Annotated in this window: 25 protein-coding genes and 1 pseudogene; 17 read left to right on the forward strand and 9 right to left on the reverse strand. The window is 63.1% G+C overall.

Annotated elements, in window-relative coordinates:
• Entirely contained in the window at nucleotides 1–732 is a 732-nt protein-coding gene (locus G6N82_RS06640) for a class I SAM-dependent methyltransferase (protein WP_165194946.1), read from the reverse strand.
• Between the two features lie 55 nt (nucleotides 733–787).
• Between G6N82_RS06640 and mutM the strand changes: the two genes are divergently transcribed.
• The 4 genes from mutM (at nucleotide 788) to G6N82_RS06660 (ending at nucleotide 4,760) form a co-directional block, all read left to right on the forward strand.
• Nucleotides 788–1,603, forward strand: coding sequence for a bifunctional DNA-formamidopyrimidine glycosylase/DNA-(apurinic or apyrimidinic site) lyase (mutM, locus tag G6N82_RS06645; protein ID WP_165194948.1), 816 nt, complete (start codon nucleotides 788–790; stop codon nucleotides 1,601–1,603).
• A 128-nt stretch (nucleotides 1,604–1,731) separates the two neighbouring features.
• Nucleotides 1,732–1,992 (forward strand): 30S ribosomal protein S20, encoded by a 261-nt coding sequence (gene rpsT / locus G6N82_RS06650; RefSeq protein ID WP_165194950.1) that lies wholly within the window; start codon nucleotides 1,732–1,734, stop codon nucleotides 1,990–1,992.
• A 434-nt stretch (nucleotides 1,993–2,426) separates the two neighbouring features.
• Nucleotides 2,427–3,890, forward strand: coding sequence for a chromosomal replication initiator protein DnaA (gene dnaA / locus G6N82_RS06655; RefSeq protein ID WP_165194952.1), 1,464 nt, complete (start codon nucleotides 2,427–2,429; stop codon nucleotides 3,888–3,890).
• A 96-nt stretch (nucleotides 3,891–3,986) separates the two neighbouring features.
• Nucleotides 3,987–4,760 (forward strand): HesA/MoeB/ThiF family protein, encoded by a 774-nt coding sequence (locus G6N82_RS06660; RefSeq protein WP_206520322.1) that lies wholly within the window; start codon nucleotides 3,987–3,989, stop codon nucleotides 4,758–4,760.
• Here G6N82_RS06660 and G6N82_RS06665 read toward each other — a convergent pair.
• Nucleotides 4,749–5,450, reverse strand: a complete 702-nt coding sequence (locus G6N82_RS06665) for an NAD-dependent deacylase (RefSeq protein WP_165194954.1) — start codon at nucleotides 5,448–5,450, stop codon at nucleotides 4,749–4,751. The genes G6N82_RS06660 and G6N82_RS06665 overlap by 12 nt on opposite strands.
• A gap of 39 nt (nucleotides 5,451–5,489) precedes the next feature.
• Here G6N82_RS06665 and dapB point away from each other — a divergent pair, with 39 nt between their 5' ends.
• The 3 genes from dapB to G6N82_RS06680 all read left to right on the forward strand — a co-directional run bounded on the left by dapB (nucleotide 5,490) and on the right by G6N82_RS06680 (nucleotide 7,421).
• Nucleotides 5,490–6,218, forward strand: a complete 729-nt coding sequence (gene dapB, locus G6N82_RS06670) for a 4-hydroxy-tetrahydrodipicolinate reductase (protein WP_165194956.1) — start codon at nucleotides 5,490–5,492, stop codon at nucleotides 6,216–6,218.
• A 10-nt stretch (nucleotides 6,219–6,228) separates the two neighbouring features.
• Nucleotides 6,229–6,879 carry an endonuclease III gene (gene nth, locus G6N82_RS06675; RefSeq protein WP_165194958.1) on the forward strand — a complete coding sequence of 217 codons (651 nt, stop codon included), beginning with the start codon at nucleotides 6,229–6,231 and terminating at the stop codon, nucleotides 6,877–6,879.
• 134 nt (nucleotides 6,880–7,013) lie between these two features.
• Nucleotides 7,014–7,421 carry a hypothetical protein gene (locus G6N82_RS06680; protein ID WP_206520323.1) on the forward strand — a complete coding sequence of 136 codons (408 nt, stop codon included), beginning with the start codon at nucleotides 7,014–7,016 and terminating at the stop codon, nucleotides 7,419–7,421.
• 26 nt (nucleotides 7,422–7,447) lie between these two features.
• Here G6N82_RS06680 and G6N82_RS06685 read toward each other — a convergent pair whose 3' ends face one another.
• Nucleotides 7,448–8,692 carry a dicarboxylate/amino acid:cation symporter gene (locus G6N82_RS06685; protein ID WP_165194962.1) on the reverse strand — a complete coding sequence of 415 codons (1,245 nt, stop codon included), beginning with the start codon at nucleotides 8,690–8,692 and terminating at the stop codon, nucleotides 7,448–7,450.
• 18 nt (nucleotides 8,693–8,710) lie between these two features.
• Nucleotides 8,711–9,847, reverse strand: coding sequence for a succinyl-diaminopimelate desuccinylase (gene dapE / locus G6N82_RS06690; protein WP_165194964.1), 1,137 nt, complete (start codon nucleotides 9,845–9,847; stop codon nucleotides 8,711–8,713).
• Nucleotides 9,848–9,876: 29 nt separating this feature from the next.
• Between dapE and G6N82_RS06695 the strand changes: the two genes are divergently transcribed.
• Nucleotides 9,877–10,344: a cupin domain-containing protein gene (locus tag G6N82_RS06695; protein ID WP_165194966.1), complete on the forward strand. Its 468-nt coding sequence runs from the start codon at nucleotides 9,877–9,879 to the stop codon at nucleotides 10,342–10,344.
• On the opposite strand, the gene G6N82_RS06700 is transcribed toward G6N82_RS06695, so the two are convergent.
• Both G6N82_RS06700 and G6N82_RS06705 read right to left on the reverse strand, forming a co-directional pair.
• Entirely contained in the window at nucleotides 10,341–11,222 is an 882-nt protein-coding gene (locus tag G6N82_RS06700) for a S1/P1 nuclease (protein WP_165198025.1), read from the reverse strand. The genes G6N82_RS06695 and G6N82_RS06700 overlap by 4 nt on opposite strands.
• Nucleotides 11,222–11,884, reverse strand: coding sequence for a glutathione S-transferase family protein (locus G6N82_RS06705; protein WP_165194968.1), 663 nt, complete (start codon nucleotides 11,882–11,884; stop codon nucleotides 11,222–11,224). The genes G6N82_RS06700 and G6N82_RS06705 overlap by 1 nt, the downstream gene beginning before the upstream one ends.
• Before the next feature lie 112 nt (nucleotides 11,885–11,996).
• On the opposite strand from G6N82_RS06705, the gene G6N82_RS06710 reads away from it, so the two are divergent.
• Complete coding sequence (locus tag G6N82_RS06710) at nucleotides 11,997–12,416, forward strand: VOC family protein (RefSeq protein WP_165194970.1); 420 nt, start codon at nucleotides 11,997–11,999, stop codon at nucleotides 12,414–12,416.
• 61 nt (nucleotides 12,417–12,477) lie between these two features.
• Here G6N82_RS06710 and G6N82_RS06715 read toward each other — a convergent pair whose 3' ends face one another.
• Nucleotides 12,478–12,768, reverse strand: coding sequence for a DUF1330 domain-containing protein (locus G6N82_RS06715; RefSeq protein WP_165194972.1), 291 nt, complete (start codon nucleotides 12,766–12,768; stop codon nucleotides 12,478–12,480).
• A gap of 3 nt (nucleotides 12,769–12,771) precedes the next feature.
• Nucleotides 12,772–13,560 (reverse strand): citryl-CoA lyase, encoded by a 789-nt coding sequence (locus G6N82_RS06720; RefSeq protein ID WP_165194974.1) that lies wholly within the window; start codon nucleotides 13,558–13,560, stop codon nucleotides 12,772–12,774.
• 95 nt (nucleotides 13,561–13,655) lie between these two features.
• Between G6N82_RS06720 and G6N82_RS06725 the strand changes: the two genes are divergently transcribed.
• From G6N82_RS06725 to G6N82_RS06755, 8 genes are all read left to right on the forward strand, one after another.
• Nucleotides 13,656–14,828 (forward strand): CoA transferase, encoded by a 1,173-nt coding sequence (locus tag G6N82_RS06725; RefSeq protein ID WP_165194976.1) that lies wholly within the window; start codon nucleotides 13,656–13,658, stop codon nucleotides 14,826–14,828.
• A 4-nt stretch (nucleotides 14,829–14,832) separates the two neighbouring features.
• On the forward strand, nucleotides 14,833–15,636 hold the full coding sequence (locus tag G6N82_RS06730; RefSeq protein ID WP_165194978.1) for an IclR family transcriptional regulator C-terminal domain-containing protein: 804 nt from the start codon (nucleotides 14,833–14,835) through the stop codon (nucleotides 15,634–15,636).
• A 103-nt stretch (nucleotides 15,637–15,739) separates the two neighbouring features.
• On the forward strand, nucleotides 15,740–17,044 hold the full coding sequence (locus G6N82_RS14960) for a TonB-dependent receptor plug domain-containing protein (protein WP_241255221.1): 1,305 nt from the start codon (nucleotides 15,740–15,742) through the stop codon (nucleotides 17,042–17,044).
• Nucleotides 16,941–17,954, forward strand: a complete 1,014-nt coding sequence (locus G6N82_RS14965; protein WP_241255222.1) for a TonB-dependent receptor — start codon at nucleotides 16,941–16,943, stop codon at nucleotides 17,952–17,954. The genes G6N82_RS14960 and G6N82_RS14965 overlap by 104 nt, the downstream gene beginning before the upstream one ends.
• 13 nt (nucleotides 17,955–17,967) lie before the next feature.
• Nucleotides 17,968–18,570: an NAD(P)H:quinone oxidoreductase gene (wrbA, locus tag G6N82_RS06740; RefSeq protein WP_165194980.1), complete on the forward strand. Its 603-nt coding sequence runs from the start codon at nucleotides 17,968–17,970 to the stop codon at nucleotides 18,568–18,570.
• A 54-nt stretch (nucleotides 18,571–18,624) separates the two neighbouring features.
• Complete coding sequence (locus tag G6N82_RS06745; RefSeq protein ID WP_165194982.1) at nucleotides 18,625–19,173, forward strand: VOC family protein; 549 nt, start codon at nucleotides 18,625–18,627, stop codon at nucleotides 19,171–19,173.
• 23 nt (nucleotides 19,174–19,196) lie between these two features.
• Nucleotides 19,197–20,009 (forward strand): alpha/beta hydrolase, encoded by an 813-nt coding sequence (locus tag G6N82_RS06750; RefSeq protein WP_165194984.1) that lies wholly within the window; start codon nucleotides 19,197–19,199, stop codon nucleotides 20,007–20,009.
• A 21-nt stretch (nucleotides 20,010–20,030) separates the two neighbouring features.
• Nucleotides 20,031–21,155: a cobalamin-independent methionine synthase II family protein gene (locus G6N82_RS06755; RefSeq protein WP_165194986.1), complete on the forward strand. Its 1,125-nt coding sequence runs from the start codon at nucleotides 20,031–20,033 to the stop codon at nucleotides 21,153–21,155.
• Nucleotides 21,156–21,178: 23 nt separating this feature from the next.
• On the opposite strand, the pseudogene G6N82_RS06760 reads toward G6N82_RS06755, so the two are convergent.
• Nucleotides 21,179–22,054 (reverse strand): annotated as a pseudogene (locus G6N82_RS06760) (ATP-binding protein); the annotation flags it as partial.
• Nucleotides 22,055–22,058: the final 4 nt, after the last annotated feature.

Raw genomic sequence — 22,058 nt, forward strand, 5'->3', positions numbered from 1 at the left:
CTAAACCTTCCACCCCGAATGGATGTTCACCGCACCGCCCAGGATCTTCTCGACCCGAGTGTTCACAAATCCTGGATCCCGGATCATGCGCTCGAATTCATGCGCCAGCGGAAACCGGCGGATCGATTCGGCAAGATAGCGATAGCTTTCTTCATCATCGGCGATCGCCTTGCCCAGCTTGGGCATAAGCTGATGCGAATAGAGATCGTAGATTTCCTTGAAGCCGGGCCAGTCGGTTGTGCCGAATTCCATGCAGAAAAAACGCCCGCCCGGTTTCAGCACCCGGTGCGCTTCCCGCAGGGCTTTGTCGATATGGGTGACATTCCGGATCCCGAACACGATCGTATAGGCATCGAAAGTGTTCGCCGGATAGCTCAGCGTCTCGGCATTCTGGCAGGACCATACGAGGCCATCGATCCCGCGCTCCATCGCCCGCTCGACGCCCACGTCGAGCATGTCCTGGTTGATGTCGGCCACGGTCACATCCGCGCCGCGAGCTGCCATGCGAAACGCGATGTCGCCCGTGCCGCCGGCCATATCGAGGATCGCCTCATGCGGCTGCGGCTTGACCCGGCGCACGAAGCGGTCCTTCCAAAGGCGGTGCATCCCGCCCGACATGGCATCGTTCATGATGTCATACTTGCGCGCAACGTTGGAAAAGACGGCGCCAACCCGGCGGGTCTTCTCGTCGGGGGCTACGTCTTCGTAGCCGAAGGAAACCTTATCACTCATGGCTCTGCGCCTTAGATGGAATTGCCACTCGGTCAAAGGGTGATAAAGCCGCCCCATGCCAGAACTTCCAGAGGTTGAGACAACGGTTCGCGGGCTGGCGCGGTTCCTCGATGGTGCGCGCATCACCCGCGTGACGCTGAACCGAGCCGATTTGCGCCGACCCTTCCCACCCGAACTGGTGCAAGTGCTGACCGGGGCACAGGTGACGGGCCTGTCGCGCCGCGCGAAATACGGACTGATCCATACCGATCGCGACCACACGATGGTGTTCCACCTGGGCATGAGCGGGACCTGGCGGATCAACCCAGCCACGGGTGACCGGCACGACCACGTCGTCCTTGAAACTGACGATCATCGCTTTGTGCTCAACGATCCGCGCCGGTTCGGCTCGGTCGATCTGGTCTCGACTGAAGAACTGGAACGCTGGCCCACCTTCGCGGCCATGGGCCCCGAGCCGCTTGGCCCAGGCCTGACCGCCGTGCATCTCAAGGCCGCGCTGAAAGGTCGCAACCAGTCGATCAAGCTGTGCCTGCTCGACCAGCGGATCGTGGCTGGGCTCGGCAACATATATGTCTGCGAGGCGCTATGGCGCGCGGGGATCCATCCGCGCAAACCGGCCGGCAAAGTCACGCGCCCTCAATTTGAGCGGCTGGTCCCGGCGATCCGCGACGTGCTGGAACAATCGATCCGCGATGGCGGCTCGACCCTGCGCGATTACGCCCAACCCGATGGCGAGCTGGGCTATTTCGCCACCCGCTTCGACGTCTACGGACGCGAGGGTGAGGCTTGTCGGCGGGCCGACGGCGGCGTCATTCGCCGTTTCGCCCAAGGCGGGCGCAGCACCTGGTTCTGCCCGAAGTGCCAGAAGTGACGCCGTTCTTGACGATTCGCCAAGTCGCGACTATGTGGCGCGCTTTCCGGCGAGGAATCGCCGCTTTTCGTGCAACCTAAATAGCGATTTATCCGGCCGCATCGGGCGGTCGAGAGACAAGGACAGACATGGCCAATACGCCGCAAGCCAAGAAGCGCATCCGCCGCAACAACCGCCGCGCCGAAATCAACGGTGCGCGCATGAGCCGCATCCGCACCTTCGTGAAGAAGGTCGAGGCGGCATGTGAAGCTGGCGACAAGCCCGCCGCTGCTGAGGCGCTCAAGGCAGCCCAGCCTGAGCTGGCCCGCGGCGTTGCCCGCGGCGTGCTGCACAAGAACACTGTTGCGCGGAAAATGAGCCGCCTGACCAAGCGAGTCGCGGCGCTCTGATTCGCACTGCTGGCAGCATTTAGACTGCCAGAAGCCGGACCAATAAGCTCAAGGGCCGCCCCGAAAAGGGTGCGGCCCTTTTGTTTTGTCCCGCAGCGGAGCACGGCATTGCCCGAAACCCTAGGTTTTTCCACGATTCGCATCATCGAAGCCGGTGGAAATGTTATTTTTCAATAACTTCAACGCAAGGCTGCGGGTTTGACCCGAGTCAACCGAATTATTTCTCTTTTTTACGCTCCAGCCTCTTGCCTAAGCGGCGCAGGCGTAGATAAACGAAAACTGCCTGGGGCGGGACAGCCCGGGTTTTTACAAGCTGAAGCGATGGGGGGACGCCTGGAAACATGGTTTCCGGGTGTGGGCGAAGCTTTGCCATCGTGTCTGGTATATAATTGCCCTCGGCGTGCGATCGGGGATGGTGTAGGATTGGTTGGGGAATGGTCCAGAAAAATGACAAGGCGCGGGTGGCAAAGCGGGCGATCGACGAAGATCTGATGGAAGACGCCGAAGCCGTAAATCTCGCCGCCGACTGGGCCGACATCAGCCAGGGCCTGCGCAAGGATCTGGGTCACCAGCTCCACAGCCAGTGGATCAAGCCGATCCAGCTGGGCAGCATCTGCAAGGAATCGGGCACGCTCGATCTTTTCCTGCCAACCGAATTTTCCGCCAACTGGGTCAATGACCGCTTTCATGACCGGCTGCAGCTGGCGTGGAAGATCATGCGCAGCGATGTCCGCAAGGTGCGCATCTCCGTGCACCCGGGTCGTCGCCAGCTGCCCGAGCTGATGCTCGATGGCGGGCGCAGGCCGGCCAATGACGCCGACACTAGTGTGATCGCTGTCGCCGCCGGGACCATCGGCGATGCGGGCTTCACCAGCTCGGTCGGGCTTGATCCCTCGCTGACCTTTGCCGCCTTCGTCACCGGCGAAACCAATGTGCTGGCAAAGAACGCGGCGGAGCGGATGGCCGCAACCGAACAGCCGCAGTTCTCGCCGCTCTACCTTAAGGCCGCTACCGGACAGGGCAAGACCCACCTGCTCCACGCGATTGGCCATTCCTATCTGACCGCCCATCCGCGCACGCGCATCTTCTATTGCAGCGCCGAGCGCTTCATGGTCGAATTCGTCCAGGCGCTCAAAGCCAACCAGATGATCGAGTTCAAGGCGCGCCTGCGCAGCTTTGACCTGTTGCTGGTGGACGACATCCAGTTCATCATCGGCAAGGCCAGCGCGCAGGAAGAGCTGCTCTATACGATCGATGCGCTGCTGGCTGAAGGCAAGCGCCTGGTGTTCGCCGCCGACCGCGCGCCGCAAGCGCTCGACGGGGTCGAACCGCGCCTGCTCAGCCGTCTATCGATGGGCCTCGTCGCCGATATCCAGCCAGCCGATATCGAGCTGCGTCGCTCGATCCTCGAATCGAAGCTGACCCGCTTCGCTCCACTCGATGTGCCGGACGATGTGATCGATTTCCTCGCTCGCACCATCACCCGCAACGTGCGCGAGCTGGTGGGCGGCCTCAACAAGCTGATCGCCTATGCCCAGCTGACCGGGCAGGAAGTTTCGCTCCATCTGGCCGAAGAGCAGCTGACCGACATCCTGTCGGCCAATCGCCGCCGGATCACCATCGACGAGATCCAGCGCACCGTGTGCCAGTTCTATCGCATCGACCGAGCGGAAATGAGCTCAAAGCGGCGTGCCCGCGCGGTCGTGCGCCCACGTCAGGTGGCAATGTACCTCTCGAAGGTCCTCACCCCGCGCAGCTATCCCGAAATCGGGCGCAAGTTCGGCGGGCGCGATCATTCGACGGTTATTCACGCGGTGCGGTTGATCGAAGACCTGCGCAAGCGCGACGCCGATATGGACGGTGACGTGCGCAGCCTGCTGCGCCAGCTGGAAAGTTAATTCGCACACAATTTCAACAGATCGCAGACAGCTTCATCGACAGGTCTACGCACAGGCCTGTCGACAGGCCGTGCACAGGTTGTAAACAGCCTTCCCATGACCTTGTCACCAGCCCGCCTCGACCGGTTTGCGCGCCATATCGTCCTGCCCGAAGTGGGCGGCGCGGGGCAGGTGGCGCTGGCTGGCAAACATATCGCGCTGGTCGGCCTTGGGGGGATCGGATCCCCCGCCCTGCAATATCTCGCCGCTGCAGGAATCGGCCGCTTCACGCTGGTCGATGACGACACGGTCGACGCCTCGAACCTTCAGCGCCAGACGATCTTCACCACGCGTGATGTCGGCCATGGCAAGGCGACCAGCGCGCGGCGCTGGCTCGCCAATTTCGACGAAGCGCTGGAAGTCACGATCAGCGACCGCCGGATCACTGCAGAAAATGCAGGTGACCTGATTGCCGACGCAGACCTGGTGCTCGACGGGACGGATAATTTCGCCACGCGCCTCGCCGTGTCGGACGCCTGTGTTGTGGCGGGCATTCCGCTGCTGAGCGCGGCAGTTGGCCGGTTCCAAGGCCAGGTCGGCGCTTTCGCCGGCCATTTACCGGATCAGGCCTGCTATCGGTGCTTCGTGGGCGATGCCTTCGATGCGGAGGATTGCGACACCTGCGCCGAGGACGGGATGCTCGGCGCGATGGCAGGGTGGGCCGGCAGCTTCGCCGCGATGCAGGCGGTGCGCGTGCTGCTTGACGGCGTCAGTACTTTCGGCGATCCGCAATGGGGCAAGCTGCATGTGCTCGACGGCATGGCGCCGGGGATGCGCACGCTCCGAATCGCGAAGGATCCGGCGTGCAAGGCCTGCGGTTCAACCGCCTAACACCTCATCCACCCACTCCGGTACCAATTCGCCCGCTGGCCCCTGACGGCTTTCGTGGAACCAATGCGAGCCCTCGCTGCGTTCCAGGTTGAGTTCGAGCGTCCGCGCACCGAGTTCGCGCGCATCGCGCACAAATCCAGCCGCCGGATAGACGGCTCCTGAAGTCCCAATGCTGACGAACAGGTCTGCTTCGCGCAGCGCGCGATAGATGCGGTCCATCTGATACGGCATCTCGCCAAACCAGACCACGTCGGGCCTTAAGGACCGCGCCTGGCAAACCGGGCACGGCGGGCGGTCCAGCATGGGCGCGTCCCACGGGCCGCGCATTTCGCACGAGAGGCAAAGCGCGCTTTTGAGTTCGCCATGCATGTGGAGCACGCGTTTCGCCCCGCCCCGCTCGTGCAAATCGTCGACATTCTGCGTCACGATCAGCAAATCACCGGAAAACTCCGTTTCCAGCCGCGCCAGCGCCCGATGCGCGGCATTAGGCTGAACCTTCGCCAAAGCCGCGCGCCGCATGTCATAGAAGCCCAGCACCAGGTCGGGATCGCGCGCAAAGCCTTCCGGCGTCGCAACATCCTCCACCCGGTGCTGTTCCCATAGCCCCCCGGCATCGCGGAAGGTATCGATCCCGCTTTCTGCGGAAATGCCCGCTCCCGTTAGGATCACGATGTTGCGTATCTCTGTCATTGCCCTCAAGTAGCGAAGCGATAGGGCAAAGGAAACGCAATGGCGCAATTGGGAATCATCGGACACAAGGGGCGCATGGGCCAGGCCCTGCAGCAGGCCATCGCCGATGCGGGCCACGCCATCGCAGGCGGAGTCGACGCAGGCGACGATGCAGCGCAGCTTGCCGACAATTGCGATGTGCTGATCGATTTCTCGGCACCCGCGGCACTGGAGGGTAATCTCCACGCAGCCGTGGGAGCAGGGGTGCCGCTGGTGATCGGCACGACGGGCCTTACACAGGCCCACCACACCGCGATCGACAATGCCGCGCGAGTGGTGCCGATCCTCCAAACGGGCAATACGTCGCTTGGGGTCACGCTGCTGGCGCATCTCGTGCGCGAGGCGGCCACCAGGCTGGGGCCGGATTGGGACATCGAGATTGTCGAAATGCATCACCGGATGAAGGTCGATGCACCGTCCGGCACGGCAATCCTGCTGGGCGAAGCTGCCGCCGAAGGGCGGGGTATCGAGCTAGCGGCGCATAGGGAGAGCGGTCGAGACGGGCACACTGGCGCGCGCGAGAAGGGCGCGATCGGCTTTGCTGCACTGCGCGGCGGAACGGTCGCGGGCGATCACAGCGTAATCTTTGCCGGCAATGAGGAACGCATAACGCTGTCACACCTCGCTGAAAATCGGATGATCTTTGCCAATGGCGCAGTGAAGGCGGCTGCTTGGCTGATCGGCAAGCAGCCGGGCCGCTACACCATGGCGCAGGTCCTGGGTCTTTGAACGCGAACGCATGACCAGGGACCAGATTTTCGAATTCTTCCGGCGGTTGGCAGAGGACAATCCCGAGCCTGAAACCGAGCTGGAATATGGCAATGCTTACCAGCTGGTGGTGGCGGTGGTCCTGTCAGCGCAAGCGACCGATGTCGGCGTCAACAAGGCCACTCGCGAACTGTTCCGCAAGGTCAAGACGCCCGCACAAATGATTGAACTGGGCGAAGACGGGCTGAAAGATCACATCAAGACGATCGGCCTGTTCAATTCGAAAGCGAAGAACGTGATCGCGCTCTCGCAAATCCTGGTCGACGACTACGGCGGCGAAGTGCCTGACAGTCGCGAAGAACTGGTCAGGCTGCCCGGAGTCGGCCGCAAGACCGCCAATGTCGTGCTCAATTGCTGGTTCAAACAGGAAACCTTCGCGGTCGACACGCACATCTTCCGGGTGGGGAACCGCACCGGCCTCGCCAAGGGGAAGACGCCCGAAGCGGTCGAGGTAAAGCTGGAGAAGCGCGTGCCGCAGCCCTTTCGCCTGCACGCGCATCACTGGCTGATCCTGCATGGCCGCTACACCTGCAAGGCGCGGACGCCTGAATGCTGGCGCTGCAAGGTGGCTGATTTGTGCAGCTTCAAAAAGAAGGTGCTGGAGAAGCCGAAGGGACGATAGGCACCGCATCCCGCTTCGGAACGATATTGCCGCTCCGCTTGCCAAGCGGCCGAATCAGGCGCAGTCTTTCTCGCTCTATTGCGGGAGACGGACCGATGACACTCCGGAATGCAACGATAGCTGGCAGTCTTGCATTGATCTTGACTCTCGTGCCGCCTGCATATGCACAGGACGCAGCGGAGACCGCCATAATACTGTCCGGCTCCGGAAGCGGCCAGGCCAAGGCACAGCAATCGCTTGGTTCGGCCATCTCGGGCACCATGCGCCGCGCGACCAGCGCGATCTCTGTCCAGCCGCGCGGCACTCCGCGTTCAGCCCGCGGCACTCAGCGCCAGGCCGGTGCACCGCAAGCGATTGCCTCCGACATCGACGTGCTCGAGAACACCGATGCGCCCGGCTACACGCTGGGCAACGGCGCCTCAATCCGGGTGAGCGGCAGGCTCAACCCTTCGGCGACCACCGTCTGCACGCGCAATTGTCCGGTGGGACAGGCTGCAAAGCCGAACGAGAGCGGCGAAGAAACACCCGCGCCGCAGGATTGAGGTAATCCGTCAGTCTGCCAGCGCGTTCAGACGTCGTCCGCGCTGATCATCTCTGCCTTGTCGATTTCGCCCAGCATGCTCGCAACGGTCGTCGCCACGGCAGCGTCACCGCTGACATTGGTGGTGGTGCGCATCATGTCCATGATCCGGTCAACGCCCGCCACGAAAGCGATCGTTTCCAGCGGCACGCCGACTGCGCCGAACACCAGCGCCATCATGATCAGCCCCGCGCCGGGAATGCCCGCTGCGCCCACTGCCCCCAGGGTCGCCAGGATCGAGATCAGGAAATACTGGCCCCATGTCAAATCGACCCCGAAGATGCTCGCCCCGAACAGCGTTGCCAGCCCCAGATACATCGCCGTGCCGTTCATGTTGATCGTCGCCCCCAGCGAGATCACAAACGCAGCAATCGAATTGGGAATGCCGAGGTTGCGCTCGGCGCAGCGCAGCGTCACCGGCAGCGTGGCATTCGAACTGGCGGTGGAATAGCTGACCGCAATCGCATCGACGATACCTCGGAAGAAGTCGACCACCGGCAGTTTCGCCAGGAACTTGATCATCGAACTGTACATCACAAGGATGATCAGCAGGCAGCCGGTGTAGTTGAGCACCACCAGCCAGCTGAGCGCCTTGAGCGCTTCAACCCCCAACGTACCTGCTACCCATGCCATCAGCGCGAAAACGCCGAACGGGGTCAACTCCATCACGATCATGGTGACCTTCTGCATGATCACCGAGCCGCTATCGAAGATCTTCTGAACCGGCTCGCCTTCTTCCTTTGCCATCAGGATGCCGATCCCGATCAGCAGCGAGAAGACGATCAGCGGCAGCACCGCAACATCGGCCATCACCTGGACCGGGCTTTCGGGCACGATCGAGAGGATCATGTCGACTGCAGTGGTCGGATTGGGTTCGGGCGTGGGCACATTGGGTGTGCCAAGATCTTCCTTGCTCGGGAACAGGCCGAGATTGACCGCCGCGGTGCCGAGCGCAAGGCCCAGCCATACAGCGATCTGGCCGGTCACGACGAACAACAGCATCGCCCGCCCGCCCACGGCGCCCAGTTTCCTGAGATCGCCGATCGCCGCTACGCCGGCCACCAGGCTGAAGAAGATCAGCGGGACAACCAGCATCTTGATCGACTTGATGAAGAAATCGCCGATCCACTTGATGCTTTCGGCTTCCGGACCCCAGAACAGGCCAAGCGCGACGCCAAGCACCAGCGCACCGATCACGCGTTGCCACAGTGGAATTCTGAACCAGGCGCCCATTGCGATCCTTCCGAGTTATTATTGTGCCAGCGCGGCCTGGGCCACGCGCGCGTAAATGCGGCTTAGCGTATCGAGGTCAGCCATGGCCACCGCTTCGTCGCGCTTGTGCATAGTTGCGTTGCACAGGCCGAATTCGATCACCGGGCACACGGCGCGCAGGAAGCGTGCGTCGGACGTGCCGCCGGTGGTCGAAGGTTCCGGGTCAAGCCCGGTCTCGGCCTTCACCGCATCGGCAATCATCTGCGAGAAGGCACCGGGCGGCGTCAGGAACGGCTCGCCCGAAATCACCGGACGGGCGCTGCCACCGTGTTTCTCCGCAATCTCCACCACTTTGCGCGACAGCGATGCGCCCGAATGCTGGTCATTGAAGCGGATCGAGATGCGCGCCTTGGCCTTCGCCGGGATCACATTGTGCGCGCGGTTGGGCACGTCGATCTCGGTAATCTCGAGGTTGGATGGCTGGAACCACTCGGTCCCATCATCGAGATGGAGGCTGTTGAGCTCACTCAGCATCGCCACCATGCGCGGCAGCGGATTGTCGGCCAGATGCGGATAGGCGACGTGACCCTGCGTGCCATCGACTTCCAGCCAGATATTGACCGAGCCGCGCCGCCCGATCTTCATCATGTCGCCTAACCGGTGGACCGAGGTCGGCTCACCCACCAGGCACAGGTCAGGCTGGTGGCCATTTTCGCGCATGAAGTCGATGAGCGCGCGCGTGCCATGCAGCGCGGGGCCTTCCTCGTCACCGGTGATGATGAAGCTGATCGTGCCCAATTCCTGCCGCACGTCGGCAACCGCCGCCACCATCGCCGCGATCGCGCCCTTCATATCGACCGCACCGCGCCCATGGAGCAGTTCACCGCGCACTTCAGGTTCGAACGGTGCGCTGGTCCAGCCCTCACCCGGCGGCACGACATCGACGTGCCCGGCAAAGGCAAAGTGCTTCGAACCTTCAGGTCCGCGGCGGATCGCAAAGAGGTTCTCGACCGGCGCGTCTTCGCTGCCCTCCTCTCCGTCACCGCGGGTGAAGCGATGGACCTCGAAACCCAGCGGCGAAAGCATCGCTTGGAGCACATCGAACACTTCGCCCGTTGCCGGGGTGACGCTGGGTGCAGCAATCAGACGCTTGGCGAGATCGGCGGTGTGGTTCATCTTGCGGCGATTAGCAGGAGTTTTCGCCAATGCCCAAGCTCGATCTTGCCGCCATCCCCCAGACCAATGTCACCGGCTACCCCGCGCCGTTCGACCGCGAGGTGGAGGGGCGCTGGTATCGCCGCCTGGCGCCGCCTGCCGGGCTGACACTGATGGGCGCGAGCCATGTCGTGCTGAAGCCCGGCGCCTGGTCGAGCCAGCGCCACTGGCATGCCGGGCAAGACGAGCTGCTGGTGATGCTCGAAGGCGAGGCGGTGCTGGTGGAGGATGGCGAAGAGACCACGGTGCGCGCGGGCGATGTGCTGGCCTGGCCGGCGGGTGAGCGCAACGGTCATCACCTGCAGAACCACTCTGGCAGCGACTGCGTGTTCGTGGCGATCAGCGCGGGCTCGCGCGACGAGGATTGGGGCGAATACCCCGATATCGACATGGTGTTCGACCCGGAAGGATATGCGCGCAAGGATGGCACCCGCTATCCCACCACGCGAATACCCTAGCGCCGCTCGCGCTCCGGCTGCGGCAGCGGCCCCGGCGCGAAAGCGCTTTCCAGCAGATCCGCAATTCGCAGGCCTGCCTGCTGCACCCGACGACGTGCGACCGGTACCGCCTCCACGATATCCTCCTGCGTCAGTGCCGTTTCGTCCGGCAAGTCACCCGCGCAGGCATCGCGATCGAAAGCGTTGGGATAAACGAAATCGCGCGCGATCTGCCAGCTTTCGCGTCCCCAGTCGGCCGGGGTGCCGCCAGCGAGCTCCGCACGTTCCTGTGCGCTGTAGCGGCGGATCACTTCGTCGGGCCCGCTGGTGATTGCGCGTTCGGCCAGCGCCCCGTCCCAGATCCAGTGCAGGTTCATGCCGGGCACAATGCCATAGCTGGCCTCGCGATCATTGCCCCCGCGATCGTCCTTGTCGCCCGAATGGAGCGGCATGTGGATGTCGCCTGCAAAGTGCACCATGAACGCCAGTGCTTCCAGCCGGATATGCGCGGGCAGGCGTTCGTCGGCAAGCATCCGGTGGGCGCGCTCGATCTGTGCAGTCACGCAATTGCCGCCCGAGCAATTGGCGCGCGGGTTATAGGCCTCGCAGATCGGTGTGGTGCGATAATGCCAGGCAGCCGTAAAGCCCCAGCGCCAGCCATCGCGCCGCACGCAATCGGCCCAAACAGCCGCTTCAGACAGCGTGCGCATGCGGCATTCGGGCGTGCCCAGCAAGGCTTCGTAACGCAGCAACCGCGCAATCTCGCGCCGGCCGTGCGGGCTGATATTGGCTTCCGCAATCTGCGCGGTCACGCTGTGGGCATAGAAGCCCCAGGCCTGGGCCGGCACGGGCAGGAGCAGCGCCACTCCGATCAGCGCCGCGGCAATGCGATGAAACATCACTGCACCATTTCGTATTGTTCGATCACCCACTCTTCATGCTCCGCCGCGGCGATCCATTCCTGCATCCACTGATGCTCCCAGATCGCTTCGATATAGGCCTGGGCGAAACCGGGAACGCCCACGCCATAGGTTACGAAGCGGGTAACGACCGGGGCGTAGAAAATATCCGCCGCACCGAAAGTACCGAACAGGAACGGGCCGCTGCCACCAAAGCGCGCGCGCGCCTCGGCCCACAGGGTCAGAATGCGGACCACATCGTGTTTGGTCGGGTCGCTCAGGTCGGCGAGTGGGATCCGGCGGCGCACATTCATCGGCATCTCCCTCCGCAGCGACAGGAAGGAGGAATGCATTTCCGCTACCATCGCGCGGGCCATGCCGCGCGCGTTTTCCTCTTTGGGCCAGTAGCGCTCGCGCCCGACCTTGTCGGCAAGGTATTCCATGATCGCCAGGCTGTCCCACACCACGGTATCGCCGTCCCACAGGATCGGCACCTTGCCGTGGCTCGGCTGGACTTCGTCCATCGCCTGCTTGCGCTGGCCCCATTCGTCGCCATCGATATTGACGATCAGCTCATCAAAATGGAGCCCCGACTGCTTGGCCGCCAGCCAGCCGCGCAAGGACCAGCTCGAATAGTTCTTGTTGCCGATGATCAGCTTCATGCCGGTGCTCCGCTCTGTGCCGCTTCGCACTAGGCGTTCATCGTTACGGTGTCGAGGCTGAACAGATGGCAATGCGATTGCGCGGCCAGAATTGTGCGGTAGATAACATCGTATGAGCCTGCGCCCCTTCCATCTCGCCTTTCCGGTTGACGATCTCGACGCCGCGCGCGCCTTCTATCGCGGCGTGATGGGCTGCGGCGAAGGGCGTTCGTCGGACGAGTGGATCGATTTCGATTTCTTCGGCCACCAGATCGTGGCCCACCTGGCGCCCGACTGCGCTGGCGACCGCACCAGCAACCATGTCGACGGGCACGGCGTGCCGGTGCCGCATTTCGGCATCGTGCTGCAGATGGAGGACTGGCAGGCGCTGGCTGACCGGCTGACGGCGGCAGGCACCGAATTCGTGATCGAGCCCACCATCCGCTTCAAGGGGCAACCGGGCGAGCAGGCGACGATGTTTTTCCGCGACCCGGCCGGCAATGCAATCGAGATGAAGGCGTTTGAGAACCTCGACAGCCTGTTTGCGACGTGAACTGCCAGGCCAAGGCCGGAATGCTCGCTCATTCGCTGGGCACAGGCCGGTTCCGGCTAGCTTAACCCGAAACACCATCCACTATCACGACACTGCTCTCGGTATGGTCGGTCCGAAGGGGCGCCACAGCGCGATAAGCGGGTGATGCGTGCCATTCGCGCGCAATTGCCTTTGACGGGAATTTGACGATCACCGTCACGCGCCTGGCGTCTCCCTCCATTGTCTCGCTATCGAAATCGGCAGCAATCAGCTCACCTTCAAACGGAAGCAATGTGGGGGCCACTGCCGCAGGATAGGGCGCATAGCCCGCTTCGTCGGTGATATCGTAGCAGGCGACCAGATAGGCAGCCATGGCTCAATCCTCCATCGCTTCGAAGTCGATCCGCGCAGCCGCCGCTCCGCTCATTATGAAGCCGATCGGGCGTTCGCTTTCTTCCTGCAGATGCGCGATCAGGCTGGCAGTGCGCGCCAGCAGCGAGATGCCCTTCAGCGCGGCCAGCGGGAAGCCCGCATCGAGCATCACCACGGGAATGGCCCCGTTGACGTTTATCGGCAGGCTGCGCCCGATCGTATCCGGCAACACCGTTTCGATGGCGCGTAGCATCTTGAGAAATTTGCCTTCTGTGCCCTGCTCCCTCGCAATCTCGAACAGGCGATTTGCGCGCGGATCGCCGCCCGAATGCTGCGGATGGCCAAAGCCGGGAATGGCTTTCTTTTCGGCCCGCAGCTCTGCGATGCCTGCCTTGGCTGCCTCTTCATAAGTGATACCTTCCGCCTCTGCCCGTGCGATGCATTCGGCATAGAACTTGCCCGCGACTTCAGCGCTGCCCAGCACCACTGAGCCGCAGCCCAGCAAGCCCGCCGCGACCGCTCCGTGAAATGCCTCCGGCGCGGCGGCATAGGTCATGCGGGTCGCGACGACGCTCGGCACTAGGCCGTGCTCGGCAATTGCGCAAAGGACCGAATCCGCCAGCACTTTCTGCTTCTCGTCCGGCATGTGCCCGGTCACCAGCAGCCAGAAATAGCTGGTGAAGTCGACCTTGCCGATTACCTCGCTGCACAGGTCCATCCCGCGCACGGTAATGCTGGTCGCATCCGAGGTGCAGATCGATGTGGTGGCGTTGTCTTGCTTGCCGATACGCATGTTAGAATCCCGATTTTCGAATGTCGAAGTTGATTTCGTTATTCGAAGAATATAGGGTGCTGTCAAGTTCGCGCTGTAATTACAGGATGAGAGAGATGACCGCGAGGCCTTTGCAGAACGTCACCGTGCTCGAAATGGGCACATTCATCACCGGGCCTGCCGCGGGCATGTTGCTGGCAGACCTGGGCGCGAATGTGATCAAGATCGAACAACCCGGCACGGGCGATCCCTTTCGTTCTTTCAAGGGCGGTCTCTATAGCCCCCACTTCCAGACCTATAATCGCAACAAGCGGTCGGTTACCATCGACCCCAAGCAGCCCGATGACCTGGCCTTGCTCGACCGGCTGGTCGAAAGCGCGGACGTGTTCATCCAGAACTTCCGCCCGGGCGTGGCGGACCGGCTGAATGTCGATGCGCCGCGGCTGCAGGCGATCAACCCGAGGCTGATCTATGCTTCGATCTCGGGTTTCGGTGCGGAGGGGCCGGACCGTGATCGGCCCGCATTCGACACTGTCGCCCAGGCGGCCAGCGGGTTCCTGCGCCTGCTGGTGAACCCCGAACATCCGCGCGTGGTCGGCCCGGCGATCGCCGATGCCATGACCGGCTTCTACACCGCGCTGGGCATCCTCGCCGCGCTCAACGAGCGCAATGCAACCGGCAAGGGCAGGCTGGTGGAAACCTCGATGTTCGAGGCCATGTGCCACTTCAACCTGGACGATTTCACCCATCTGCTCTCGGTCGACGAGGTCATGGGGCCGTACAGCCGCCCGCATGTATCGCAGAGCTATGTGTTCGAATGTGCGGATGGCAAATGGCTGGCATTGCACATGTCCTCCCCGCCCAAATTCTGGGAGAACCTGGCAACCGCCGTGGGCCGGCCCGACATGCTCGGCTTGCCGGCTTTTGAAAGCCGCGAGGCGCGCATCGCGCACTACGAGGATGTGGTAGCCTTCCTTGCGCCGATCTTTGCCACGAGGGACCGCGCGCACTGGACCGCCGAACTTACACGGCTGGAGGTGCCCAATTCGGAAGTCCGCACATCGGCCGAAGTGCTCGAATCCGACCAAGCCAAAGTGCTGGGGCTGGAAGTACGCGACCCGAATGGTCCGCACGGGGAATTCCGCACAATCCGTTCCCCGCTCAGCTTTGACGGTGAACGCATGACCGAAGTCACGGCGCCGCCTGTGCTGGGCGCAGATGACGAGGAGCTTCGCGCATCGCTCGCCCCATGGCCAACCGCGCCAGCGCGCGCCGGTGCAGGGGCCTGACGCGATGCGGGGGGAGGGAAAGGATCCGGAATTCCTGTCAACGCTGGAGCGCGGGCTGCGCGTTCTGAAGGCCTTCGACGAGGATCATTCGGAAATGACGCTGAGCGAAGTCGCGGCGCAGACCGGGCTGAGTCCGGCGGTCGCGCGGCGCTGCCTCAATACGCTGGTCGAGCTGGGTTACATGGGCAAGCACGAACGCAAGTTCCTGCTGCGGCCCAAGGTGCTGACGATCGGATCGGCGTTCCTTTCATCGATGCATGTCGAGCATGTCTGCCTGCCCGGCCTGCAGCATTTGCGCGACCAAACCGGCGACAGCGCATCGCTATCGGTCCTGTCGGGCGATGACATCCTCTACATCGCGCATGTCTCGACCGACCGGCGCTTCCGCCTGCAGACCAATGTCGGTACGCGCTACCCGTTTCACGCGACATCGATGGGCAAGCTGCTGGTGGCGTTTCTCGACGAGCCTGCGCGGGCGGAATTGCTCAAGTCGGCGCGGCTGCAACGTTTCACCGAGCGCACGCTGACCGATCCGCAGGCGCTGGAGAGCCGGTTCCAGCTGATCCGCGAGCGAGGCTATGATTCTGCGCTCGACGAGCTCGATTACGGCATCGTCTCGATCGCGATCCCGATATTCGACCGCAACCGCAAGGTGATTGCCGCGATCAACTGTTCCACTTCGACCACCCGCATTTCGCAGGATGAGCTGGTGCGCACGCGCCTGCCCCTGCTCCGCCAGGCTGCCGCTGAAATCGAAGGCGCGCTGCGGCAATGGCCGGCATTGGCCGCCTCCCTACAACAGGATTAGGTTTTTCGCATATCGAAGTTGACTTCGTATTTCGAAGTTATTAGTGCGTGTGAGACTCGCACAAAATGGGCGTGAAAAACGCGCCACAATGGGGAGAGAATTGATGCAACCTCGAGTTTATGCATTCACCAGTGTTCTGGCGCTTGCCGCTGCTGCCCTTGCGGCCCCTGCCACTGCGCAGGATGCGCAGGTTGGCGACGACGCGAACGAAACCACAGGCAACCAGATCATCGTCAGCGCGCTGCGCCGCGACGAAAGCCTGCAGGACACGCCGGCCGCGGTTACCGCCTTCACCTCGGAAACAATCGCCAATGCGGGGATCGAGCGCCCGGGTGACTTCATCGCGCTGACTTCGAACGTCAATCTCGTCGAGACCCAAAACGCGGGCAACGCCTTCATCATCATCCGCGGGATCACCCAGGCCCGCAATTCCGAGCCTTCGGTCGCAGTAGTTGTAGACGGGGTGCAGCAAGTAAACCCCGCGCAATTCAACCAGGATCTGTTCGATATCGAGCAGATCGAAGTGCTCAAGGGACCGCAAGGCGGCCTCTATGGTCGCAACGCCATCGGCGGTGCGATCATCATCACCACCAAGAAGCCGACCGACACGCTGGAAGGCAATTTCAAGGTCGGGATCGACAACGGCTTTGGCTATTTCCTGCGCGGCGGGATCAGCGGGCCGCTGTCAGACAATGTCGCGTTCCGCGTGTCGGGATCATTCTATGATACCGACGGCTTCATCCGGAACGAGTTCCTGGGCGAAGATGCCGATCCGGTGAAGGATTTCAGCCTGCGCGCCAATCTGCTCGTAGACGCCACCGATCAGCTCAGCTTCGACCTCCGCGGTTCGCTCAACCAGCTGCGCACGCAGGCGCTCTATTTCAACATCGTGGGCGATGTGAATGACACCAGCCTGCCGGTGCGCGTCAACAACCCCGGCCAGAATGATCGCGATATCTACAATCTGTCGCTGAAGACGACATTCGAAGGCGACAACGCGGTGCTGACCTCGGTCACATCCTATGACACGCTAGAGGAAGTGCTCACCGGCGACGCATTCGACTTCCTGCCGATCCCGGAAAGCTTCTTCTTCAACCTGTTCGAATTCCTGTTCGGCACCGGCAACGGCTTTGACCTCAACCAGAGCCAGTTCCTGGACGTGAAGGCCTTCAGCCAGGAAGTGCGGCTCGAGATCTCCCAAGGGCGCGGGCCCGCTCAACTGGATGGTCGGCGGTTATCTGATCGACACCAAGCGTTATATCTCCACCGGCAACATGATCGACACCGGCAATGGCGTATTCCCTGTGTTCCGCACGCCGTCGACCAATCCGCTCAACCCGCAGTTCAGCTTCCTGGCGGACGGGCAGGACAATTTTGCCTGGGCGGTATTCGCCAACGCGGGCTATGAATTCAGCGACCAGTTCCGGGTCGATGCTTCGCTGCGTTACGACCGCGACAAGCGCAAGCAGACCACGCTGACGCCTACCCCCTTCCTGCCCAACGTCGCCGGTTTCCCGCAAGGGGTGACGGGCGAAGTGCGCACCCGCGTGTTTGACGACTGGCAGCCCAAGGTGACCTTCACCTACGAACCGAGCCCTGACCTGACGCTCTATGGCGGCTACAGTCGCGGTTTCCGCTCCGGCGGGTTCAACCAGACCGGCGTCGGCGCAGTCGCAGCGGCGCAAACCCCGCCGATCCTGGGCGTTGATGACATTTTCAAGGCCGAAACCGCCGACACGTTCGAAGCCGGCTTCAAGGCCAAGCTGGGCCCGGCCAACATCAACGGGGCGGCCTACACCACTACTTCGAAGAACAGCTATTTCTTCGTCTTCCTCGCCGCCAACTCGACCCAGAACCTCGGCAATATCGACGAGGTACAGTTGAAGGGCTTCGAACTCGAGGCCAGCGCGGAAATCGTACCGAACTTCGATGTCAACGCGGCGATCGGCGTGACTTACAGCGACATCAAGGAATTCGAGGATCCGGCGGCAATCGGCAACGAAGCGCCGCTGATCTCGCGCTATACGATCAACCTCGGCGCGCAGTATGACGGCCCGATCTCCGACACGGTCGATGCGCTGTTCCGGATCGACTACCGCCGCACCGGCAAGACCTGGTGGGAGCCGTTCAATACCACGGTGCGCCAGCCGGTCGACCTCGTCGATGCGCGGGCCGGGGTGCGCTTTGGCGATGTGGCGATCACCGCCTTTGCCCAGAACCTGTTCGACGAGAAGTACAATGCCGAATTCTCGCCCGGCGGCTTCGTGTTCAAGGCCCGCCCGCGCCGCTACGGTGTCGAAATCGGCTATACCTTCTAAGGAGACCGACCCAATGACCAAGGTCCTCGTGCTGTATTACTCAAGCTATGGCCATATCGAGGCCATGGCAGCTGCGGTTGCCGAAGGCGCCGCCAGCGTTTCGGGCACCGAGGTCACGATCAAGCGGGTACCCGAACTGGTGCCGGATGAAGTGGCGGCCGCTTCAGGCTTGAAGCTCGACCAGGCCGCGCCGATCGCCACGCCTGACGAGCTGGCCGATTACGATGCGATCATTTTCGGCACTCCCACCCGCTTCGGGAACATGGCGGCGCAGATGCGCAACTTCCTGGACCAGACCGGCGGGCTGTGGTTCCAGAACAAGCTCGTCGGCAAGGTCGGCAGCGTGTTTTGTTCCACCGCCAGCCAGCACGGCGGGCAGGAAACGACGATCACTTCGTTCCACATCACCCTGCTGCACCACGGCATGGTGATCGTGGGCTTGCCCTACACCTTCACCGGCAACACCGAGATGGGTGAAATCAGCGGCGGAACGCCCTATGGTGCGACCACGCTGGCGGGCGCCGATGGCAGCCGCATGCCGAGCGAGAACGAACTCGCCGGGGCGCGCTTCCAGGGCCGCCACGTCGCCGAAATCGCCGCCAAGCTGGCAGCATGATTGCAGCGGCCCCGCGGGACCGGGCCGCAACAGACTGAGGAAGAGAGGAAAGACATGTCGCAGAAAATCCTGGCCAACCGGCTCCACCACACGGCCTATGTGACGAAGGATCTCGAGGCTACCCGCGCGTTCTACGAAGACGTGCTCGGCTTCCCGCTAATGGCGACCTATTGCGAGAAGGACGAGCTGTTCGGCAAGGAGCGCACCTATTGCCACGTGTTCTTCGAACTGGCGGACGGCAGCGCGCTGGCATTCTTCCAGTTCGCCGATCCCGACGACCAGGCCGAATTCGGGCCGGATATTCCGGGATCCCCGTTCATCCATATCGCTTTGCATGTCGATCAGGATGGCCAGGCCGAACTGCAGCGCCGGATTGCCGCCGCCGGGATCACCGAGCCGCAAACCTATGTGCTGGAGCACGGCTATTGCCGCTCGCTCTATGTCAAGGATCCCAATGGCATGATCTTGGAATTCACCTATGACGATCCGCGCGCCGAACCGCTCGATGCCGATCGTCGCGCCAGTGCCCATGCAGAACTCAAGCGCTGGCTGGCCGGCGATCACCACAACAACAACCCGTTCCGCGCCGCCGAAGCGGCTTGATCGCGGCGATGGGGGCATTGCCGATGATCGATGCCCCCCGCCCTGTCGCGGAACAAATCTGGCATGGGCAGGTCGATGTCGGTGACGGCATCGTCCCCATTGCGATGGCGGGGGAAGGTCCGCCGCTGATCCTGCTGCACGGCTGGACGCTCGACTGCCGGATGTGGCTGCCGCAGGTCGAAGAACTGGGAAAGCACTTCCTGCTGGTCATGCCTGACAGGCGCGGCTTCGGCCGGGCAACTGCCCCACCCGATCTGGCGCGGGAAGCAGAGGACGTTGAGCGTATCGCCGATTTCCTCGGCTTCGATCGCTATGCGCTGCTTGGTCTTTCCCAGGGCGCGGCGGTCGCGCTCGACTGCGCGCATCGCCACGGCTGGCGGATCAACAGCCTGATCGTTTCCGGCGCGCCGATCCCGTCGCTTGTGCCGCGCGACGAGGTGATCGACCTCGATCAATACGAGCGCTGGGCCCGCGCCGGAGACATGGCGTCGATGCGCGCCGACTGGAGCCGCCACGAGCTGATGCGGCACGAAAACCCCGCAACGAGTGCGCTGGTCGATGAAATCCTGGCGGGCTACGAGGGGCGCGACCTGCTCGCTCCCTCCACCCTGCGCGGCGTGCCGCGCGACGCCATGGCACATTTGCCGATGCCTTTGCTCGCCATGACCGGAGCCGGCGACAGCCAGTGGCGACGCGACTGTGCCCGCGCCCTGGCCGATCTGGCGCCGCGCGGCAGCCATGCGCTGGTCGACGCCGCCGGACACCTTGCCAATCTCGACAATCCGGGCGAATTCAACCGGACCGTTCACAATTTTCTGCGCAAGTCGCTCGCCTGATCACCCGGACAAGGACCGCCGATGAGCCACCAATTCCTCACCACCCATGTCGGCAGCTTGCCGCGCCCGGATTACTTGCTGGACCTGATCTTCGCGCGCGAGGGCGGTGACGATGTGTCGCAGTCCGCGCTGGACGAAGCGATCGAGCGCGCCACTGCCGAAATCGTTGCGCGCCAGAAGCAGGCCGGGATCGCGATCGTAAATGACGGCGAAATGTCGAAGCCCAGCTATGCCACCTATATCAAACACCGGCTGTCAGGCTTTGGGGGCGAAGCCGGGCAGTACGAGTTCCAGGACTTGGAGGATTTCCCCGGTGCCAAGGCGCAGGTGTTCGGCAACAAGGGCCGCGCCAAGCGGGTTGCCCCCGCCTGCACCGCGCCGATCGAAGTGATCGATATGGAAGCGCCGCGGATCGATGCCGAACGGCTCCAGCGGCTGGCAGGCGGACACGCCACCTTCATGTCGGCTGCGTCGCCCGGCGTTACAGCGCTGTTCTTCCCCAACCAGTATTACGCCAGCGACGAGGAATATGTCTTCGCGCTCGCCGAAGGGCTACGCCACGAATACGAGACGATCGCTGCCGCCGGGATCACGCTGCAAGTCGATTGCCCTGACCTGGCCATGGGCCGCCATGTGCAGTTCACTCATCTCAGCCTCGAGGAGTTCCGCAAGCGGATCGGGATGAACATCGCCGCACTGAATCATGCCTTGCAGAACATCCCCGGCGAACAATGCCGCATGCATTTGTGCTGGGGCAACTACCCCGGCCCGCACCATTGCGACGTGGCGCTGGCCGAGATCGCGGACATCGTGTGGCAGGCAAAACCGCGCACCGTTTTGCTGGAAGGCGCCAATCCGCGCCATGCCCATGAATTCGCCTTTTTTGAAGACCATCCGCTGCCCGATGACAAGATCCTGTGCCCCGGCATGGTCGAGCCGCAGAGCCCCTATATCGAGCACCCGGACCTGATCGCCCAGCGTATCGGGCGCTATGCCGACCTGCTGGGGCGCGAACGGGTGATGGCAGGCGTCGACTGCGGCTTTTCGATCCACGCGGGCAGCAACGCGCTCGACCCGGAAATCGTCTGGGCCAAACTTTCCGCGCTGTCCGAAGGCGCCGCGATCGCTTCCGAACGTTATTTCTGACGTCTGGCCTTTGTCTGCATGCTTTACGCCCGCGGCGCCTGCCGCCGGTAACTGAGCGCTTCGGCGATGTGTATGCGGCCAACCTGCTGCACCCCGGCCAGATCGGCGATCGTGCGCGCCACGCGCAGCATCCGGGTGTAGCCACGCGCCGAAAGCCGCATCGCCTCGGCCGCTTGCAGCAGCAGCTTCTGACCGGCCTCATCGGGCTTGGCCCATTTCTCCAGCGGCTCGCCGTTGAGCTCCGCATTGCTGCGCGCGCCGGTTTCGCCTGCGCGCGCGGTCTGGATCGCCCGCGCCCTTGCCACGCGCGCGGCCACTTCGGCCGATCCTTCGGCGGGCGGCGGCAGCGCCATGTCGGCCGCGCTGACGGGATCGACCTCCACATGCAAATCGATCCGGTCGAGCATTGGGCCACTCACCTTGCTCTGATAGTCGGCGGCGCAGCGCGGCGCGCGGCTGCAGGCCAGCGCCGGATCGCCCAGATGCCCGCAGCGGCACGGGTTCATCGCCGCCACCAGCTGGACCCGCGCCGGGAAGGTGACATGGGCATTGGCGCGCGCGACATCGACGCTGCCGGTCTCAAGCGGCTGGCGCAGCGAATCGAGCACCGGGCGCTGGAATTCAGGCAGCTCGTCAAGAAACAGCACGCCCAGATGCGCCAGGCTGACTTCGCCAGGGCGCACTTTCAGCCCGCCGCCGGTGAGCGCGGCCATGCTGGCCGAATGGTGCGGCGCGCGAAACGGGCGTGCGCGGCTGATCCGCCCACCCTCCAGCGTGCCCGCGACCGAGGCGACCATCGACACTTCCAGCGCTTCGGGCGGTGTCAGCTCGGGCAGGATGCCCGGCAGGCAGCTCGCCAGCAGGCTCTTGCCCGCGCCCGGTGGCCCGATCATCAACAACTAT

The sequence above is a fragment of the Altererythrobacter sp. BO-6 genome (genome assembly GCF_011047315.1).
Classification (GTDB): Bacteria; Pseudomonadota; Alphaproteobacteria; order Sphingomonadales; family Sphingomonadaceae; genus Erythrobacter.

Excerpts from the sequence above, each read along its gene's own strand:
- G6N82_RS06640 (WP_165194946.1), bottom strand. The coding sequence starts at position 732 with ATGAGTGATAAGGTTTCCTTCGGCTACGAAGACGTAGCCCCCGACGAG.
- mutM (WP_165194948.1), top strand. The coding sequence starts at position 788 with ATGCCAGAACTTCCAGAGGTTGAGACAACGGTTCGCGGGCTGGCGCGG.
- rpsT (WP_165194950.1), top strand. The coding sequence starts at position 1,732 with ATGGCCAATACGCCGCAAGCCAAGAAGCGCATCCGCCGCAACAACCGC.
- dnaA (WP_165194952.1), top strand. The coding sequence starts at position 2,427 with ATGGTCCAGAAAAATGACAAGGCGCGGGTGGCAAAGCGGGCGATCGAC.
- G6N82_RS06660 (WP_206520322.1), top strand. The coding sequence starts at position 3,987 with ATGACCTTGTCACCAGCCCGCCTCGACCGGTTTGCGCGCCATATCGTC.
- G6N82_RS06665 (WP_165194954.1), bottom strand. The coding sequence starts at position 5,450 with ATGACAGAGATACGCAACATCGTGATCCTAACGGGAGCGGGCATTTCC.
- dapB (WP_165194956.1), top strand. The coding sequence starts at position 5,490 with ATGGCGCAATTGGGAATCATCGGACACAAGGGGCGCATGGGCCAGGCC.
- nth (WP_165194958.1), top strand. The coding sequence starts at position 6,229 with ATGACCAGGGACCAGATTTTCGAATTCTTCCGGCGGTTGGCAGAGGAC.
- G6N82_RS06685 (WP_165194962.1), bottom strand. The coding sequence starts at position 8,692 with ATGGGCGCCTGGTTCAGAATTCCACTGTGGCAACGCGTGATCGGTGCG.
- dapE (WP_165194964.1), bottom strand. The coding sequence starts at position 9,847 with ATGAACCACACCGCCGATCTCGCCAAGCGTCTGATTGCTGCACCCAGC.
- G6N82_RS06695 (WP_165194966.1), top strand. The coding sequence starts at position 9,877 with ATGCCCAAGCTCGATCTTGCCGCCATCCCCCAGACCAATGTCACCGGC.
- G6N82_RS06700 (WP_165198025.1), bottom strand. The coding sequence starts at position 11,222 with ATGTTTCATCGCATTGCCGCGGCGCTGATCGGAGTGGCGCTGCTCCTG.
- G6N82_RS06705 (WP_165194968.1), bottom strand. The coding sequence starts at position 11,884 with ATGAAGCTGATCATCGGCAACAAGAACTATTCGAGCTGGTCCTTGCGC.
- G6N82_RS06710 (WP_165194970.1), top strand. The coding sequence starts at position 11,997 with ATGAGCCTGCGCCCCTTCCATCTCGCCTTTCCGGTTGACGATCTCGAC.
- G6N82_RS06715 (WP_165194972.1), bottom strand. The coding sequence starts at position 12,768 with ATGGCTGCCTATCTGGTCGCCTGCTACGATATCACCGACGAAGCGGGC.
- G6N82_RS06720 (WP_165194974.1), bottom strand. The coding sequence starts at position 13,560 with ATGCGTATCGGCAAGCAAGACAACGCCACCACATCGATCTGCACCTCG.
- G6N82_RS06725 (WP_165194976.1), top strand. The coding sequence starts at position 13,656 with ATGACCGCGAGGCCTTTGCAGAACGTCACCGTGCTCGAAATGGGCACA.
- G6N82_RS06730 (WP_165194978.1), top strand. The coding sequence starts at position 14,833 with ATGCGGGGGGAGGGAAAGGATCCGGAATTCCTGTCAACGCTGGAGCGC.
- G6N82_RS14960 (WP_241255221.1), top strand. The coding sequence starts at position 15,740 with ATGCAACCTCGAGTTTATGCATTCACCAGTGTTCTGGCGCTTGCCGCT.
- wrbA (WP_165194980.1), top strand. The coding sequence starts at position 17,968 with ATGACCAAGGTCCTCGTGCTGTATTACTCAAGCTATGGCCATATCGAG.
- G6N82_RS06745 (WP_165194982.1), top strand. The coding sequence starts at position 18,625 with ATGTCGCAGAAAATCCTGGCCAACCGGCTCCACCACACGGCCTATGTG.
- G6N82_RS06750 (WP_165194984.1), top strand. The coding sequence starts at position 19,197 with ATGATCGATGCCCCCCGCCCTGTCGCGGAACAAATCTGGCATGGGCAG.
- G6N82_RS06755 (WP_165194986.1), top strand. The coding sequence starts at position 20,031 with ATGAGCCACCAATTCCTCACCACCCATGTCGGCAGCTTGCCGCGCCCG.